Origin of the sequence: Streptomyces sp. NPDC001663, assembly GCF_042893105.1 — a bacterium.
Lineage (GTDB): Bacteria > Actinomycetota > Actinomycetes > Streptomycetales > Streptomycetaceae > Streptomyces.
Genome location: NZ_JBIAUR010000005.1, coordinates 491,518 through 508,228, shown reverse-complemented (window position 1 = coordinate 508,228; position 16,711 = coordinate 491,518). Strand labels below are relative to the sequence as shown.

Here is a 16,711-nt window from a genome sequence, read left to right as displayed (position 1 = left end):
ACAGCGGCGGGCGGTGGGGCAAACACCCCGCCCCGGCCCACCGCCGGCTACCCCCGCGGCCTCGGGGGCGGGGGCGGCGGCCGGCGGGGGGGGGGGGGGGGGGGCCCCCCCGCCCCCCCCCACTTCACGGCACCCGAACCTCACGCCATCGTCAGGAACCGCTGCACCAGCGAGGCCAGCAGCACCGCCAGCAGTGGCAGCGAGAACCAGAAACTGCTCTGCAGCAGGCGCAGTTGCCGCACGCTGGGCCGCATCGCGACCCGTACGACCTCGCGCGCCGTCAGCATCACGATCAGTGCGAGGGCGGCCAGGCCGCCGACGACCGACCAGGGCGTCCAGGTGATCTGCGGCCCGATCGGACCCGGGTCCGGCTTCGGCACCTTGCCCTCGGGCTGCTTCTTGAGGGAGTAGACGACCGCGTCGTCGTTGACGAAGACCTTCTTCAGCTCGGTCCGCTGGTCCAGGTTCTGGATGAGCCGCGGCTCCCAGGTCTCCGAGTAGCCGACGTCCATCTGGAGATAGGTGACCTGACTCTCGTTGATCATCAGGTACGAGTTCGGGCCCGCGTCCTTCAGCGCCTTGACCAGCCCGGACACCAGAACCGGGTCGGCCGGCGCCAGCGTGGGCACGTAGTTGACCTTCTCCATGTCCTTCGTGCCCCACGGCAACGCCGGCGTCACGTCGTTGACGGTGTCGTTGCTCAGCCACAGCAGCCGTACGGTCGGCTTGTCGTGGGCGTACACGTAGTCCATGGCCGCGACCTCACCGGGCCGGACCCGCTCGAACGGCTCATTGCCCCAACGGGCCACCAGGAAGCCGCCCATGAGGACCAGGCCCGCCATCAGCGCGGCCAGCGGGGCGAGGCTGACGCGGTCCTTGTCGCGTTCCTCGGCGGTGACGCCGGTGCGCGGGAACAGGGCGAGGCCGGCCAGCAGGGCCGCGCCCGGCACGGCGAACATGAAGACGCGCAGGGCCATCTCGCCGCCGTACGACTGCATGCCGAAGCCCAGGAACGGGACGAAGGTGAGCACCAGCAGCGAACGCTCGCGGTACTTGTGGTCGCGCCTGCGCCACCAGCCCCAGCAGGCGAACGCCATCACACCGCCGGCCAGCAGCACGCGCGTGTACAGGACCAGCTTGTGGGTCGAACTGCCGCCCTGGATACGGCCGGAGACGGACGTGGACACATTGCTGCCGACGCCGCCGACCCCGCCGAACAGGTCCTGGAAGTGCCCGGACCAGTACGGCTCGGCCATGAAGCCCAGCCAGACCGCGACCAGCACGCCGAACAGGATGGGCAGGCCGCGCAGCTCGGACCTGCCGATCAGGACGAGCACCGCGAGCACGCCCAGCATCACGAACGGGGTGAGCTGGTGGGCCGGGACGCTCGCCGCGAACAGACCGATCAACACGCCGAGCAGGACGGCCTTCTGGCGGCGGTTGGTCGGCTCGACCTCCGCCTCGCCCGGCCGCTTCTTCGTCCAGATCACGCGCGGCGCCCGGAACCAGACCAGCAGGATCGCGACGAACGCCAGGTAGAGGAGATATGTGAAGCCCTGCGGGGAGAAGTAGTCCTGGCCCACCCAGCTGCTGAGCACGAAGATCCAGATGCCGGTCCACTTGGCCCGCCAGCTCGCGCGCATGGAGCGCACGAGGAGGAACATCGGGGCCAGGTAGAGGAGTTGGATGGTCAGCGGCCACCAGCGGATGACCTCGGTGAGGTCCGTGACCCCGCAGGCCTTGGTGACGAACGCGGCCACCGCGAAGAAGCCCGGCCAGCTCCAGCGCGCGTCCAGGTCCGGTACGGCGGACCCGGTGCGGTCGATGTAGTCGAGGAAGCCGAGGTGCTGGTAGGCCGTCGGGAACCGCGGCTCGGTCTCGATCACCGCGGGCAGCGCGTGCAGCGAGACCACGGTCGCGAGCAGCGTGATCAGCAGCAGTGCCTTGTGCTCACGGCCCAGCCACAGCAGCGAGGCGAACACCGCGACCAGCAGCGCGGCCCCGATCAGCGTCGGCAGCGGCAGGATCGAGATGAGCCCGAGCCCGCCCATCTGGTCAAGGTCGGTCTCGCCGAGCCGCAGCGCGGGCACCCAGTACAGCAGCAGCGCGGCGACCAGCAGACAGCCGAGGATCAGTCCCAGCCGCGTGGGCTGCAACCACTCCCGCCAGGACGGAGGCGGCGCTTCGGGCACTCCTACGGGCGCCTCTTCGCGTACGAGCGACTCCTCCGCCTCTTGTACGGCCTCCTCGCTCGAAGCACTTGAGGCGCTCGACGCGCTGGAGGCGTTCGAGGCGCTCAGTGGGCTCGAGGCGAAGTCGGTCTCGAACTCGGCGTCGAAGGGCGCGTCCACCTCCCGCTCGGCCGGACCCAGCGAGGCGTCCGAGCCCGGCTCCCGCTCCTCCACGGGCAGCCCGACCTCCGGGTTCTTCGCCCAGGTCGGCCGGTGGTCGTGACGTACGACAGGCGTGCCGGTGGGCGGAGTTCCCGGGCCCGGGCGGACGTCCGGGCGTCGCTCCAGGTGGTCGAAGTCGACGTGGATACCGAGCGCGAGGGTGTCGGTGTCCAGCGCCCAGGCCGGGTGCCTGCGCGGTTTCTCGGTGGCCGGGACCTCGCGCGCCCCCAGGTCGGCGAGGTCCCCGTCCGGTGCCGCCGACTCGGGGACGGCGGGTGTCGGGGCGGCCTTCACGGTCCGGTACAGCTTGGGCGCGGCGATCAGGACGATCACGGCGAGCGAGGAGATCTCGGCGACGCCGGCGCCCGTGAGCCCCATGCGGGGGAGCAGCAGCAGTGTCAGGCCGAGCACCAGGACGCACAACAGGCCCTGCAGCCAGGCGAGTCCGGCCGTGCGGCTCTGCGCGCGCAGCACCGCGAAGTACGTCTCCATGACGACCCGCAGGAGCGCGCCGACCGCGAACCAGCGCAGCAACGGGGTCGCCGCGTCCGCGTAGCCCGCGCCGAAGACGCCCAGGATCCACGGCGCCCCGATGAACAGCAGCCCGCAGATCGGCAGCATGATCCGCGCCATGCGCTTGAGCGCCGCCCGGGTGTTGGCGGAGAGCCGGCCCGGGTCGTGTGAGCCCTCGACGGTCAGCGAGGCGCCCATGTTGATGGCGAGCAGGTTGACCGTGCCGCCGATGGTGGTGGTGATGTAGAAGTACGCGTTGTCCTCGGAGCTGACCTGCGAAGCGATGATCACCGGGATCAGGTAGACCACGGCGAGCGAGAAGAGCGACCCGGTGTAGTCGCCCGCGAGGAACCGGCCGATCTCCTTCAGCGTCGGCGGATGCGCGCGGTCCTCGGTCGCCTTGACGTGCTTGGGCGCCAGGCGCCGGAACACCAGCCAGCCCAGCGGGATCACGGACGTCGCGATCGCGGCGACCCAGGAGACGAAGACACCGGTCGTCGGGATCGCCACCGCGAACGCGACCAGCAGCGCCAGCTTCACCGCCGAGAACACGGTGTTGCCCACCGGCACCCAGGGCGCGCTTCTGAGCCCGGTCAGCACCCCGTCCTGGAGCGTGAGCACGTTCCAGGCGACGACCGCCGCGATGAACCCGAGGCCGTTGAGCGGCCCGTGCAGGAAGCGGTACGACGGCCCCCACACGTTCAGCGTCAGCAGGAAGATCCCCGCCGCGACCGCCACGACCAGCGAACTGCCCGCGTACGTACGGAAGATCAGCCGGGCGGTGGCCCGTCCGGCGACCGGGATGAAGCGGGCCAGGGCACCGGTCAGGGTCACCGCGGTCAGCCCGGCGAGGAACTTCATCGCGGCGATCGCGGCCGAGCCCTGGCCGACCGCGGACTCGGAGTAGTAGCGGGCCGCGGCCAGCCAGAAGCCGAGGCCGAGCACCGCGGAGATACCGGTGTTCAGCATCAGGGCGTAGGCGTTGCGGAACAGCGGGCTGCCGCCTTTGTTCCGGCCCATGCCGGGCAGGCGAAGACGGCGCCCCGGCTGCTCGGGCGCCTCGGTCGGGGACGACGCTGCCTCGGTCGTGGTCGTCGTGTCAGACACGGGAACGGGTTGCCTTCCGGCGGATCTGTCGTGCTCTGCGGACCATGGCGTACCCCTTGGTGAGGGCACGGTCCCTGGCGAAGTTGAGGGCGATCGCGCGGCCCTCGACCAGCCGCCCGAACTCCTCGATGCCCGTGCTGCGGCGCACGGTGACGCGCTGCAGGGCGTACGGCCCCTGCCGGCGGCGCGCGAGGCCGTTGCCGACGGCGAGGGCCTGGGCGTACCCCGTCTCCCGCACGGCCTCGCGCACCCGGCGGCTGGAGTAGCCGTAGGGGTAGGCGAAGGAGGCCGGGACGGTGCCGAGTTCGTCGGTGACGATCTCCTTGCAGTGGATCAGCTCGTGCCGCAGGGTGTCGTCGTCGAGCTGGTCGAGCTGCGGGTGGGTGTGGCTGTGCCCGCCGATCTCGACGTCCGTGGCGGCCAGTTCGCGCACCTGGTCCCAGTCGAGCATGGTGTCCAGGCCGCCCCCGGTGTCGTACGCGCCCTTGATCCAGCCCGTGGAGACGAACAGCGTGGCCGCGAAGCCGTGCTTGGCGAGCACGGGCAGGGCGTGCCGGTGCACGCCCTCGTAGCCGTCGTCGAAGGTGATCAGGACCGGGCGCGGCGGCAGCGAGCGGCCCGAGCGCCAACTCGCGCCCAGATCGGCCGTGTTGACCGGGGTGAGCCCCAGGTCGCCGACGATCGCCATCTGCTCGGCGAACGCCTCCGGCGCGACCGACAGTGCGCGTGTGGCGTCGTTCGGCGCGGTCGCGACCGAGTGGTACATGAGAACCGGCACGGGTGCTTCAGCCATGAGATCCCCCCCGATCTCCACCCTGGTCTCCCCCTTGATCCCCACCGCTGATCTCCACCACGGAGAACGTGGCGCCGCCCTTGCGGGCCCGTACGCTCCCCACCACGTACCCGCCCGCAGCCGTGAGCACCCCGGCGACGATCGCGCCCGCCCGGCCCGCGCCGCCCGGCCGGGCCAGCACCGCGTCGCGCAGACCGCGCGCCACCCCGGCCGGCAGGACACGTGTCGTGTACCGGCGCTCGGACTCAAGTCCCTTGTCCGCACCCACACTTCGCGCCACCAGCGCCTTGGACAAGCCCTCGGCGTAGGCACGCGTGCGAAAGTACCCGAAGTGCTCGCGCGCCTCGGGCACCCTGTGGTGGATCACCGCACGGTCGTCGATCAGCAGGACCGCGTCGGGTCTGGCGCGGGTGAGACGGATGCACAGCTCCGTCTCCTCACAGCCCAGCGGCCGCTTGTCGCCGTCCCGCCCGATACCGGTGGCGAAGCCGCCCGCAGCGTCGAACGCCGTACGGCGGAACGAGGCGTTGCCGCCCAGGACGTTGCGCACCCGGACCCGACCCTGCGGCAGCCCCTTGTACGTGCAGCCCACCACCCAGTCGAACTCCTCCGGGAACCAGGCCGGTCGGCGGCCCGACGCCCAGATCGGCATCGTACGGCCGCCGACGGCCATCACCCGCGGGTCGGCGTACCCCTCGGCGAAGCGCCGCAGCCACTCCCGCTCGGCCACGGCGTCGTCGTCGAGAAAGGCGATCAACTCGCCGCGGGAGACCGATATCCCCGTGTTGCGCCCTGCGGACAGGCCGCGGGGGCCCGCGTTGGCGAGCACCCTCACATCGTCGACTTCCTTGTATTCCTTGGTCAGCCGATCCAGCAGAGCCGGGTTGTGGTCGACGACCAGCAAAGTCTCCAGGGCGGGGTACGACTGCGCCCGCACCGACGCGACCGCCGCGAGGATGTCCTCCCAGCGGTCCTCGGTGTAGACGCAGATCACGACGGAGAAGTCGAGATCGCTCAAGACACCTCTCCCTGCACCGATTCGAGCATCGGCGAGTGGTGTTCCTGGCGGCGCAGCTCCCGCCGGTTGGAGCGCTCCTTCAGGATCACCTTGAGCACCCTGATCCCGTCCCGCACGGCCCGCAGATTGCTCGTGCCGTGGATGCGCAGGTACTCGTAGCTGGGGATCTCCTGCACCTTGAGCCCGGCCTTGACCACCCTGATGTTGATCAGGGTCTCGATCTCGAACCCGGTGCAGTCCAGGCTGATCTTGTCCAGGCAGTGCCGCCAGAACGCGTTGTATCCGTAGCAGAGATCGGTGTAGCGGGCGCCGAACTTGCGGTTGACGATGGTGCACAGCGCCCAGTTGCCGAGCTTGCGGATGAACGTCATGTCGTCCGTGCCGCCGCCGTTGGCGAAGCGCGACCCCTTGGCGAAGTCCGCGCCCGAGACCAGGGCGGAGACATAGGAGACGATCTCGTTGCCGTCGGCCGATCCGTCCGCGTCGACCATCACGATGATGTCGCCGGTGCACGCCTCGAACCCCGTGATCAGGGCATCCCCCTTGCCCTTGCCCCGCTGTTCGACGACCTTGACCTCCGGCCACAGATCGCGGGCCACTTCGACGGTGTCGTCAGTGGAATTGCCGTCCACAAGAACCACTTCGTGTATCCAGTCCGGAAGTGTCTTGAAGACGTAGGGAAGATTCTCCGCCTCGTTCATGGCGGGGATCACCACACTCACCGGTGGCGCAATGGCCAGGTGAGAAGAGATCGGCCGGTATTTGCTGGCAATTGACGGATCTTGGCCCGTGATCGTCGGCCGCAGAACAGAACTCATGAGTCTGGTTCCCTCTCGTCCGGTGGACCGCCCGCCCCTGGGCGGCCCGGCTTCGTGTCCGGTTCGAAAGGGGGGTATTCACGCCTGTGGCATGACGAAATGGATCTCCGTGCACGCCGAAGCGAGCTGGCAAAGCTGGCCGTCTGCCACAGAGCAGCAGCCGGTCGCGCGGCACGACTCGGTCACAAGTGCGGTCACCGAGCACGGCACCCCCCTACCGCGCCCCGCCCCGGAACCCATCGCGGTCCTTGAGCCCTCCCCTAGAGCCGCTTGGTGATGGTCCGATGCGGGTGAGATATACGACGGTATTGATGATTGAGCCCGTATGGCAAGACCTGGAACGAGGCCTCACGTTTTTGTTGGTTTGACCGTTACACAACTTAGGAGAAGGAGAAAACTGATCACGGTCACGGCGATGATCCCGCCGCGAACGGACCAGCGATGGACGGCCAACATGCCTTGTGCGACCAGCATGTTGAGGACGACCGCGCCCGCGACTGCGGCGAGGACGCGACCGAATGGTTCCAGCCCGCGCAGCGCGAGGCCGATGGCCGTCGCGGGTGCCGCGAGGAGGAAGAACAGGGTGAGCGGCCCGCGCAGGGGCGAGTCCGAGTCGACGAGCGCCAGAAGCGCGCCGAATCCCCCCACGGCCGTGGCGGCGCCCGCGAGCAGCGGCGACAGGTCCCTCCCCGGACCTGGCCGCGCCTGCTCTGCGCCGTCTGTTGAAGCTCTCTTGATACGGATGGTCTGCATTGGCGACTTTGCCCCCCAGCGCGCCGGATGCCTGACTTCAATGTCGCGCAGTGCAAGAGGGGGCGTCAAGATGCCCAAGCGGCCCCAAACCTGTTCTTGTGCACTCTTGAAACATGCGGGAACAAGCGTTCCCCGGAGGCGTCGGCTGCCTCCGGGGAACGGTCGTTCGGATCGAGCGGTGTCTCAGCGGGCGGCTGTCACGGGACGATCTTCAGGAGCTTGTTCGGCGAGCCGGTGCCCACGCTGGTCAGCACGCCGGAGGTGGCGCCGCCCACCAGCGCCGAGGCGACCGTGGCCGGGGTGGCCGAGGTGTGGCCCGCGAGGTAGACCGCCGCGGCGCCCGCGACGTGCGGGGTCGCCATCGACGTACCGGAGATGGTGTTGGTCGCGGTGTCGCTGGTGTTCCAGCCCGCCGTGATCGAGGAGCCGGGGGCGAAGATGTCCAGGACGGAGCCGTAGTTGGAGTAGCTGGCCCTGGCGTCCGAGCTGGTGGTGGCGCCGACCGTGATCGCGGTGGAGACACGGGCCGGAGAGTACGAGGAGGCGTTGGCGGAGCTGTTGCCCGCCGCCACCGCGTAAGTGACCCCGCTGGCTATGGAGTTGGCGACCGCCGTGTCCAGCGAGGAGGAGGCGGAGCCGCCCAGCGACATGTTGGCGACGGCCGGGGTGGTGTGGTTCTCGGTGACCCACTCGATGCCGTCGATGACGCCCGCGGTGGTGCCGGAGCCGCTGTTGTCGAGCACCCGGACCGCCACGATGTTCGCCTTCTTGGCGACGCCGTAGGTCGAGCCCGCGATCGTCGTGGCCACATGGGTGCCGTGGCCGTTGCCGTCGGAGGCGGTGGTGTCGCCGTCGACCGCGTCGTAGCCGTAGGAGGCACGGCCGCTGATCTGGCTGTGGGTGATGCGGACGCCGGTGTCGATGACGTACGCCGTCACGCCGCTGCCCGCGGTGTCCGGGTAGGTGTACGTGCCGGACAGCGGCAGCGCGGCCTGGTCGATGCGGTCCAGGCCCCAAGGGGCGCTCGACTGCGTGGTGTCGGTCAGGTGGACCGTCTGGTTCTGCTCGACGGAGGCCACCGACGGGTCGGCCGCGAGTCTCCTGGCCTCGGTCGCCGAGAGCGTGGCCGTGTAGCCGTTGAGCACGGTGTCGAAGGTCTTCCCGACCGTGCCGCCGTACTCCTTGATCAGGCCCTTGCCCGCGCTCGAGGCCGCCTTGAGGCCGGCGGTCTTCTTGAGCGTGACGATGTAGCTGTCCTTGATCGCGGTGGGGGATCCGGCGGCCAGGACCTTGCCCTCGGCCGGGGCGGCCTGGGCGGGGAGGGTGGTGAGCCCGCCGACGAGGGCGGCGGTGGCGAGGCCGGTCACGGCCGCGAACCGGAGTTTGTTGCTACGCAGTTGTGCCATTACGAGGGAGTCCTCCTCATAGGCGGCGCGCGCCTGGGTCGGGCGCGCGTCTGTGGGGGATGCGCACGCCGTCGCGCGCATGGTCAAGGAGCGTCGCGTTCCACCCCATGACTGAGTAAAGAATCAGTGGTCTACGGGCGTAGCTCAAGGGAGTTGACGCCCTGTCACACGTTTGTCATGGACGCGTAATTGAAGTCGCCGTGAAGACCTCGGAAAGGTACCGAAAAGGCCGAAAATCTCTTGGCATGGACACTTCCTGTCAACACGCGTAGTTGCTACGACGGTTGTGGCAGAGATCGTGCTAAAGGGAGGTTCCATGAGACGTTCCCGAATTGTCGCTTTCGTCAGCTCGATCCTCCTCGCCGCCGGAATGGCCCTCACCGGGGCCACGGCGGCGCAGGCGTCCCAACAGGCCGCGGCGACCGGCTATGTGGCCCTCGGTGACTCCTACTCCTCCGGAGTCGGAGCGGGCAGCTACATCAGCTCCAGCGGCGACTGCAAGCGCAGCACGAAGGCGTACCCCTACCTCTGGGCGGCCGCCCACTCACCCTCGACGTTCGACTTCACGGCCTGCTCTGGCGCCCGAACGGGTGATGTTCTGGCGAATCAGCTCGGCCCGCTCAACGCCACCACGGGCCTGGTCTCCATCAGCATCGGAGGCAATGACGCCGGCTTCTCCGACGTCATGACGACCTGTGTGCTGCAGTCCGACAGCGCCTGCCTCTCCCGCATCAACACCGCGAAGGCGTACGTCGACTCGACGCTTCCCGGCCAGCTGGACAACGTCTACTCGGCGATCAGCAGCAAGGCCCCGAACGCCCGCGTCGTCGTCCTCGGCTACCCCCGCTTCTACAAGCTCGGCACCACCTGCCTCGGCCTCTCCGAGACCAAGCGGAAGGCGATCAACGACGCGGCCGACTACCTGGACACCGCCACGAACAAGGTCGCGGCGAACCACGGCTTCGCCTTCGCCGACGTCCGCGCCACCTTCACCGGCCACGAGCTCTGCTCCGGCAGTGCCTGGCTGCACAGTCTCAACTGGCTGAACATCGGCGAGTCGTACCACCCGACCGCGGCCGGCCAGTCCGGCGGCTATCTTCCGGTCCTGACCAGCGCGGCCTGATCACACGGCCTGATCACTCAGTGGCTGACGGCGAAGTACTGGGGGAGGCCCCGCCCGTCGGGGTCTCCGCCACGCACGTCACCGAGAACGGCACCGAGTTGGACGTCGTCTGCTTCGGCGAGCGCACCTCGACACTGATCGAGTTCCGGAAGGTCCCGGTGCTGTTGTACGTCGTCACGAACGCCTTGTCCTGCTTGGTCTTCCCGCCGCCCTCCGGGAAGGACATGGTCTTCCAGCCCGGATCCATCACCTGCCCGTCCTTCGACACCCACCGGTAGCTGACCTCGGCCGGCAGCCGCCCCACGGTGAAGCTCGCCGTGAACCCGGGCGCGTCGCTCTGGGCGGGCGGACAGGCGCCGGAGTAGTCGGTGTTGGAGCCGGACAGCGTGACGCTCACGGACTGCGGGGCCGCCTTGGAGGCGCTGCTGCTCGGAGTCGGCGTCGGGCTCGCGCCTCCGCCCGGGTTGCTCCGCGTGGCCGTCGACGAAGCCCCGGTGTCCGAACGGGTGTTGTCGGCGTTGTTGTCTCCTCCGCCGCCGTTGCCGCGGTTCAGGAGCGCGTACGTCATCCCCGCGATGGCCAGGGCGAGGACGACCACGCCGACGAGCAGCACCACACCGGCCCGGCGGTTGCGCTCCTGCGGCGGCGCGGCCGTGGCGGTCGTCGCCGGGCCCGGCACGGGCTGGGTCCGGGCGGTCGGGTACGGCGTCGGCGAGGTCGGCGACGGCGGCTCCGGAAAGGCCGCGATCGTCGGTGTGTACGGCGACGTGGGCACGTCGTCCGCGCGGGGCGTACCGCCCGCCCCGATGATCCGCAGATCGTGCTCGGCCCGGTCGGGCGACAGGCGCTCGGCGGGATCCTTGCGCAGCAGCCCCTCGATGACCGGGGCGAGCGGACCGGCCCGGTGCGGCGGCGGCAGCTCCTCGTCGACGATCGCCCGCAGCGTGCTGAGCGGAGTGGCCTGGCGGAACGGGGAGTTGCCCTCCACCGCCGCGTACAGCAGCACGCCGAGCGACCACAGGTCGGACTCCGGGCCCGGCGTGCGGCCCAGCGCCCGCTCCGGCGCGAGGAACTCGGGCGAGCCGATGACCTCGCCGGTCATGGTCAGCGCCGAGCTGCCCTCCACCTGTGCGATGCCGAAGTCGGTGAGCACCACCCGGCCGTCGTTCGACAGCAGCACGTTGGCCGGTTTCACGTCCCGGTGCAGCACCCCGGCCTCGTGCGCCGCCCGCAGCGCGGCCAGCACCTCGGCACCGATGTGCCCGGCCCGCTGAGGTTCCAACGGGCCCTCGGCGTCGAGGAGTTCGGCCAGCGAGATACCGCGGACCAGTTCCATCACGATCCAGGGCCGGCCGTCCTGCGTGGCCACGTCGTACACCGTGACAACGTTGCGGTTGGCGACCCGCGCGGCCGCCCACGCCTCCCGCTCCAGGCGGGCGTACATCCGCTCGACGTCCACGGCCGGCAGCCCGGCGGGCGCGCGCACCTCCTTGACGGCGACCTCGCGGTGCAGCACCTCGTCCCGGGCCCGCCACACGGTTCCCATGCCGCCCTCGCCGAGGGGGGACAGGAGACGGTAGCGGCCCGCGATCAGACGTTCACTGCCCGGTTCTTCGGACACGGGCGTCCCCCATTCGCATCCGCGTGTTTTCTCCACCTCGCGTGATTTCTCCACAAACGTAGCTCAGCCGAGTGCGGATGCCGCCCCCTTGAGCACCAGTCCGGCCCCAAGAGCCACGACGAGCAACGCCGACCCCAGAGGAGCGGTCCTGCGGACGAGGGTCGCCATCGGGTGGGTCGTCCAGCGGGGGCGCCGGTCCAGCACCCGGTTCATCCCGCTACCCAGCTTGACCACGGCGAACCCGGCCGCGGTCAGCGTGAGGGCGAGCCCGACGCCGTAGGCCACGACCAGCAGCAGTCCGAACCAGGCCTGCCCGAGCGCCATCGCGCCGACGAGCACGACGACGGCGGAGGGACTGGGCACGAGACCGCCGGCGAAGCCGAGCAGGATCGTGCCGCGGACGGTGGGGGCGATGGAGTGGGTGTGGGTGAAGCCGCCGTGGGTGTGCTCGACGGTGTGGGGGTGCTTGTGGGGGTGGCCGTGATCGTGACTGTGGTCGTGGGTGTCGTGGTCGTGGGTGTGGTGGTCGTGATCGTGCGTGTGGCCCGGGGAGTGCGTGTGGGTGTGGGTCTCGGCTGTGGTCGAGGTCGTTTCCGTGTGGGCGGCGACCAGGACCAGCGCGCGTTCCTCGGGCTCGTCGGTCTCGTGCGTGTGGGTGTGTCCACCGGGGCCGTGGGGATGGGGGTGCGGGTGGTCATGGTCGTGCGTATGGCCATGGGTGTGCCCGTGCCCGTGGCCGCGGTTGCGCCACGCCCGGCGTACGAGGGTCGCGCCCGCGCAGATCACCATGACGCCGCTCGCCATGCCCAGCCAGGTGATCACCGAGGGGGCCGCTGACGAGCCGGCCGTGACGAGGAGGCCGAGGGCGACCACGCCCAGGGTGTGGGTGACCGTGACCGAGGCGGCCAGGGGCATGACGTCCTTGAGGCGGGCGCGGCCGCCGCGGGCGGCTGCCGTCGCCGCCATCAGGGTCTTGCCGTGGCCCGGGGCCAGCGCGTGCATCGCGCCGAGCACGATCGCGATGAGCAGGGCGAGCGCGGCGAAGCCGGCGGTGAGGTCGTGGCGGGCGACCAGGTTGTTCAGGGCCTGCGTCCAGCGGTCGGCGCCGCGCGGCAGCACGGAGGCGGCCGGGGCGTCCTGTTCCTTCTCGACCAGGGCCGGACCGCCGGGGCGCACACGCAGCGACGCGGACGAGGTGTCGGCGGGGGAGGAGAGCAACTCCTTGGGGTAGCTGGTGAGTTCGCGGGAGACCGACTTCTTCGGTACGTCCGACGCGGTGAGCGTCATACGGTCGCCGCGCGCGGTGATCTCCCGCCAGCCGGGCCCGGAGGTGGCGCCCTCGCTGTGGAAGCCGAGGGTGACGGTCCGGGACTTGGGCAGCGGGGCGGTCAGCCGGCACTCCACGCGGAGGGTGTTCAGGCCCGCCTGACCGGGGCGCACCTGCGCCTTGCTGCTGCCGACAGTCAGGGCGGCGGCCCGGCCCTCGACGGTGGCCTTGCTGCCCTCGGCCGCCTTCGCGCACCGCTCGCGCGCCCACTCGCTCATGCCGAGCCGCTTGATGTCCGGCTTGGCCTGCGTCGCCGGGATCTCGGCGAGGTCCTCGACGTGGTCGACGCGAAGCAGGCCCGGGGCGGCGACGAGGCCGTCGTAGCGGTTGACGGTGAAGTTGCCGAGGGGGTGCGCGCTCGCACTGGCGGAAGGAACCAGTGCGAGCGCGCAGGCCGCCGTGAGGACGGCCACGCCGGAGGCGAGGAATCGACGGGGGTTCACTTCGCCGCCTCCAGGTCTTCGAGGGCCTTACGGGCTTGGGCGGCGCCCAGTGGTGAGAAGCCGGGGTTCAGCTTCAGGGCCGCCTTCAGGGAGTCGCGGGCGTCCTTCTCGTGACCGGTGGCGCGTTCGATCACGCCGCGGTGGTAGAGGAAGGAAGCGTTGCGGTAACCGGTCGCCGTGGCCTGCTTGGCGTACGGGAGGGCTTCGGCGTCCTTGCCGCCCACGTGCAGGGCCCAGGCCAGGGCGTCCGCCGTGTGCACGGTGTGGCGGCGGGCCCACTCGGCGCGGGCGGCGCGCAGCGCGGAGGCCTTGTCGCCGTGGTCGGCGGCCGCGAGCGCGGTGTCGAGGTCGGCGTTGACGCCGTTGGCGCGGGCGAGCGCGATCCAGGCGTCGACGAGGGCGTACTGGTCGCGGGCCTTGGCCTTGTCGCCCTCGGCGCCGCGGTTCTCGTACATCTCGCCGAGCTCGACCAGCGGCTGCGGCAGCGGGTAGCGAGCGACGACCTGCTCCATGCCCTTGAGCCCGGCGGCATGGTCGCCGCTCGCGAACTGGGCGCGGGCGCGGCCCTCGAGGGCGGGGAGGTAGTTCTCGTCGGCGGCCAGTGCGCGGGCGTAGTAGGTGAGCGCGCTCTTGTAGTCGCCCTGGTTCCAGGCGAGTTGGCCGAGCTGGGCGGCGACGTAGGAGATGTCCCCGCGGGTGGTGGAGGTGGCGAGCGCCTGCTCCAGTACTCGCCGTGCCGTCTTCACGTCACCGCGCAGTTCGTGGACGTACGCGTACCGGGTGAAGACGGGGACGCCCGGGCGCCGGGAGTCGGCCGTGTCTGCGGCTTTCGAAGCGTCGGCGTAGCGGCCGAGTTCGACGAGGGCGTCGATGCGCGAGGAGAGGGCGTTCTGGCTGTACGGGTTGTCCTTGAGGACCTGGTCGGCGTACTTCAGGGCGTCCTTGAAGTCGTGCCGGGCCGCGGCGAGGGCGGCCCGGCCGGTGACGGCCTGCTCGTTGCCGGGCTTCAGGTCGAGGGAGCGCGCGAGGGCCTTGTCGGCCTGCGGGTAGCGGGAGGGGTCGCCCTTGGTGCGGGCCTGCTCGACGTAGGCGAGTCCGAGGGTGGCCCAGCTGCCGAAGTCCTTCGGCTGGGCTCGGAGATGGGCCTGCAGGGAGGCGATGCTCGCGTCGAGGTCGCCGCTGTTCAGCAGCGCCGGCGACATGGCACTCGGCGCGGCGGCGACCGTCGTACCGCCGTTGTCCCGGATGGCTCCGTAGGCGATCGATCCGGCGGTGAAGGCGATGGCCAACAGCACGGCGGTACCGCCGAGTTGGAGGGCCCGCATACGCCGGCCGGCTTCACCGACCCGGCGGACGGCGGCGACCCGCTGGTCGGCGGACGCGTCCGCCGTGGCAGAGGGCTCGGGCTCAAGGACCGGCAGTTCGGTCTTGTCCCGGGCTTGCTCGGCGGCCGGCGCGACCTCGGTTTCCGGTGGGGTGGAGTCCCTCTCCGGCTGGGTCTCGTTCGTACGCGGGGCCATGCCCTCTCCTCAATCGCCGTGCAGTGAACGGAAGTTGTCGAGTGTGCGGCGCGGCCCGCGCCGTGGGGGATGAGTACGAGCGGGCCGCGCCAGTCGGTGAATGGGCTGGGACCTGTCCGGCAGGTCCTGAGCCCGCGGACCGGGCGGGGTGCCGCTCCGAAGAAGCCGCCCGGTCCGCCGGTCACAGCCGGCCTAGTACACCCGGCTCCGCATCCGGCGCCACCACATCAGGCCGGCGCCGATCAGGGCGATGCCGGCGGCGCCGCCGCCCGCGGAGGCGGCGATCAGGCCGGTGTTGCTCATGCCGCTGGAGGAGCCGGCCGGCTGCAGCGCGTCGCCCAGCTGGTTGCGGACGTCGTTGCCGCTGGTGACACCCTTGGCGGTGGCACCGCGCGAACCGGCCGTCGGGTTGGCCAGGTACGGGAAGGAGTGGCCGAACTTCTTGTCGTTCTTGTCGACCGCGTCGCCCAAGTCGTTCTTGGAACCGACCAGTTCACCCTCGACGACCTGCAGTGCCTCGTCGATCACGTCGTCGGTGAGGCGGCGTCCGTTCGGGAAGCCCGCGTTGTCACCGTCGAGGACACCGAGCCGCTTGGGGTCGGCCGCCGGCTTGATCGAGGTGTTCAGGCGCAGTTCCTCGGCCGGGCGGACGTTCGGCGGCTGGTTGAGGCCCTTCACGCCCTTCAGGAAGACGTCGACCAGGTCGTTGCGCGGCTCGGCGGGCGCCTTGATCTTGTAGATCGACTCGATGAGCTTCGGCAGCTCCGGGTTGGTCACGTTCTTCAGGAACTGCGCGTCGTACCAGGGCGAGGACGCGTTGAACTTGTCCTTGTCCTTCAGCGGGTTGACGACCTCGTTGACCAGCGGGTTGCCCAGGCGCGAGACCTGCTCGTAGTAGCCCTGGGCGTTCTTGCGCTGGGTCGTCGACCAGATGCCGACGACCGGCTGCTTCGACGACTCGGTGATCATGTCCGTCGGGACCTGCAGGGCGATCGAGTTGACGTTGTAGCCCTTGAGGGTGTCCCGGCCGACCTCGGAGAGGTTCCCGCCGTACAGCAGGTCGAAGACGCGCAGGTCCAGGAAGAACGGGTCGTCGGCCTGGCCGGCGAACGTCTGCGCGCCGTTGGCGAGCTTGTAGACGGCCTGCTTGCGCAGTGTGTTGTAGTCCGGCATCGACGCCTTGCCGACGTTCGACGGGGCCACCGGCACGTTGTCGGCGAGCTTCGTCTTCGACACGACCTTCTGGTTGTGCAGCTTGATCAGGTCGATGTCGTACGACTGCGTGACGTTCAGGTCGGGGTCGTCCAGGCTGGTGACCGCGCCCGTGTTGTAGAGGAACGTCTTCTTGTTCTTCGTGTGCGTCTTGAAGGTGTAGCGCAGCAGCAACTCGCCCTGCGCGTCACCGTTGTTGTCGATGTGGATGTCGTACTGGGCGTCGTCGGCGAACGTGTAGAAGTTCGGGCCGCCCGCCGGGTCCTCGAAGGGGATCCAGTTCGCGATGATCGTCGTCGTGTCCGGCTTGTCCGGGCTCACGAAGGCGTACACGTCCGTGTTGTCGTACTGGGGCTGCCCCGAGATCAGCGGGGCCTCCCGGTGGCTGGAGGCGGAGGCCGCCCCCGGTTCCAGCGTGGCCACGCCGGCGGCCGCGAGCCCGCCGGCGGCCAGCGCACCAGCTATGAGGGTCGCGATGCTCCTGCGCCCCGTGCCGCTCCTGGAGTTAGGTGTCATGCCGTCCGTCCTCAGTCCCAACTTGCCTGACGAACGCTGATTCGGAGCGGTCGGCAGGGTGGATTGGTCGAATCCCAAACGTGTTTACGGCGAAGGCGGGATCTTGTTTCAGCAGAACCGGCAATCTTGTTTCGTCGAACGCGGACCC

At 70.1% G+C, this 16,711-nt stretch carries 11 protein-coding genes; 1 reads left to right on the top strand and 10 read right to left on the bottom strand.

Annotation, left to right across the window (positions count from 1 at the left end; all coding sequences use genetic code 11):
• Positions 1 to 140: 140 nt before the first annotated feature.
• The 6 genes from ACFY1L_RS19235 to ACFY1L_RS19210 all read right to left on the bottom strand — a co-directional run bounded on the left by ACFY1L_RS19235 (position 141) and on the right by ACFY1L_RS19210 (position 8,801).
• On the bottom strand, positions 141 to 4,013 hold the full coding sequence (locus tag ACFY1L_RS19235) for a lipopolysaccharide biosynthesis protein (protein WP_388825119.1): 3,873 nt from the start codon (positions 4,011 to 4,013) through the stop codon (positions 141 to 143).
• A complete protein-coding gene (locus ACFY1L_RS19230; protein ID WP_388825116.1) occupies positions 4,006 to 4,806 on the bottom strand; it encodes a polysaccharide deacetylase family protein in 801 nt (266 codons plus the stop codon). The genes ACFY1L_RS19235 and ACFY1L_RS19230 overlap by 8 nt, the downstream gene beginning before the upstream one ends.
• A complete protein-coding gene (locus ACFY1L_RS19225) occupies positions 4,799 to 5,824 on the bottom strand; it encodes a glycosyltransferase family 2 protein (protein WP_388825113.1) in 1,026 nt (341 codons plus the stop codon). The genes ACFY1L_RS19230 and ACFY1L_RS19225 overlap by 8 nt, the downstream gene beginning before the upstream one ends.
• Entirely contained in the window at positions 5,821 to 6,642 is an 822-nt protein-coding gene (locus ACFY1L_RS19220) for a glycosyltransferase family 2 protein (RefSeq protein WP_388825110.1), read from the bottom strand. Before ACFY1L_RS19220 ends, ACFY1L_RS19225 begins: the two co-directional genes overlap by 4 nt.
• Before the next feature lie 348 nt (positions 6,643 to 6,990).
• Positions 6,991 to 7,395, bottom strand: coding sequence for a hypothetical protein (locus ACFY1L_RS19215; RefSeq protein ID WP_388825107.1), 405 nt, complete (start codon positions 7,393 to 7,395; stop codon positions 6,991 to 6,993).
• A 197-nt stretch (positions 7,396 to 7,592) separates the two neighbouring features.
• A complete protein-coding gene (locus ACFY1L_RS19210; protein WP_388825103.1) occupies positions 7,593 to 8,801 on the bottom strand; it encodes a S8 family peptidase in 1,209 nt (402 codons plus the stop codon).
• A gap of 316 nt (positions 8,802 to 9,117) precedes the next feature.
• Here ACFY1L_RS19210 and ACFY1L_RS19205 point away from each other — a divergent pair, with 316 nt between their 5' ends.
• A complete protein-coding gene (locus tag ACFY1L_RS19205; RefSeq protein ID WP_388825100.1) occupies positions 9,118 to 9,924 on the top strand; it encodes an SGNH/GDSL hydrolase family protein in 807 nt (268 codons plus the stop codon).
• A 13-nt stretch (positions 9,925 to 9,937) separates the two neighbouring features.
• On the opposite strand, the gene ACFY1L_RS19200 is transcribed toward ACFY1L_RS19205, so the two are convergent.
• The 4 genes from ACFY1L_RS19200 to ACFY1L_RS19185 form a co-directional block, all read right to left on the bottom strand.
• On the bottom strand, positions 9,938 to 11,545 hold the full coding sequence (locus ACFY1L_RS19200) for a serine/threonine-protein kinase (protein ID WP_388825097.1): 1,608 nt from the start codon (positions 11,543 to 11,545) through the stop codon (positions 9,938 to 9,940).
• 63 nt (positions 11,546 to 11,608) lie between these two features.
• Positions 11,609 to 13,315: a sulfite exporter TauE/SafE family protein gene (locus tag ACFY1L_RS19195; RefSeq protein WP_388825094.1), complete on the bottom strand. Its 1,707-nt coding sequence runs from the start codon at positions 13,313 to 13,315 to the stop codon at positions 11,609 to 11,611.
• Positions 13,312 to 14,835: a tetratricopeptide repeat protein gene (locus tag ACFY1L_RS19190; RefSeq protein WP_388825091.1), complete on the bottom strand. Its 1,524-nt coding sequence runs from the start codon at positions 14,833 to 14,835 to the stop codon at positions 13,312 to 13,314. The genes ACFY1L_RS19195 and ACFY1L_RS19190 overlap by 4 nt, the downstream gene beginning before the upstream one ends.
• A 192-nt stretch (positions 14,836 to 15,027) precedes the next feature.
• Positions 15,028 to 16,563, bottom strand: a complete 1,536-nt coding sequence (locus ACFY1L_RS19185; RefSeq protein WP_388825088.1) for a DUF4331 domain-containing protein — start codon at positions 16,561 to 16,563, stop codon at positions 15,028 to 15,030.
• Positions 16,564 to 16,711: the final 148 nt, after the last annotated feature.

Coding starts and splice junctions, on each gene's coding strand:
- ACFY1L_RS19185 (WP_388825088.1), bottom strand. CDS start 16,563: ATGACACCTAACTCCAGGAGCGGCACGGGGCGCAGGAGCATCGCGACC.
- ACFY1L_RS19210 (WP_388825103.1), bottom strand. CDS start 8,801: ATGGCACAACTGCGTAGCAACAAACTCCGGTTCGCGGCCGTGACCGGC.
- ACFY1L_RS19220 (WP_388825110.1), bottom strand. CDS start 6,642: ATGAGTTCTGTTCTGCGGCCGACGATCACGGGCCAAGATCCGTCAATT.
- ACFY1L_RS19205 (WP_388825100.1), top strand. CDS start 9,118: ATGAGACGTTCCCGAATTGTCGCTTTCGTCAGCTCGATCCTCCTCGCC.
- ACFY1L_RS19230 (WP_388825116.1), bottom strand. CDS start 4,806: ATGGCTGAAGCACCCGTGCCGGTTCTCATGTACCACTCGGTCGCGACC.
- ACFY1L_RS19190 (WP_388825091.1), bottom strand. CDS start 14,835: ATGGCCCCGCGTACGAACGAGACCCAGCCGGAGAGGGACTCCACCCCA.
- ACFY1L_RS19215 (WP_388825107.1), bottom strand. CDS start 7,395: ATGCAGACCATCCGTATCAAGAGAGCTTCAACAGACGGCGCAGAGCAG.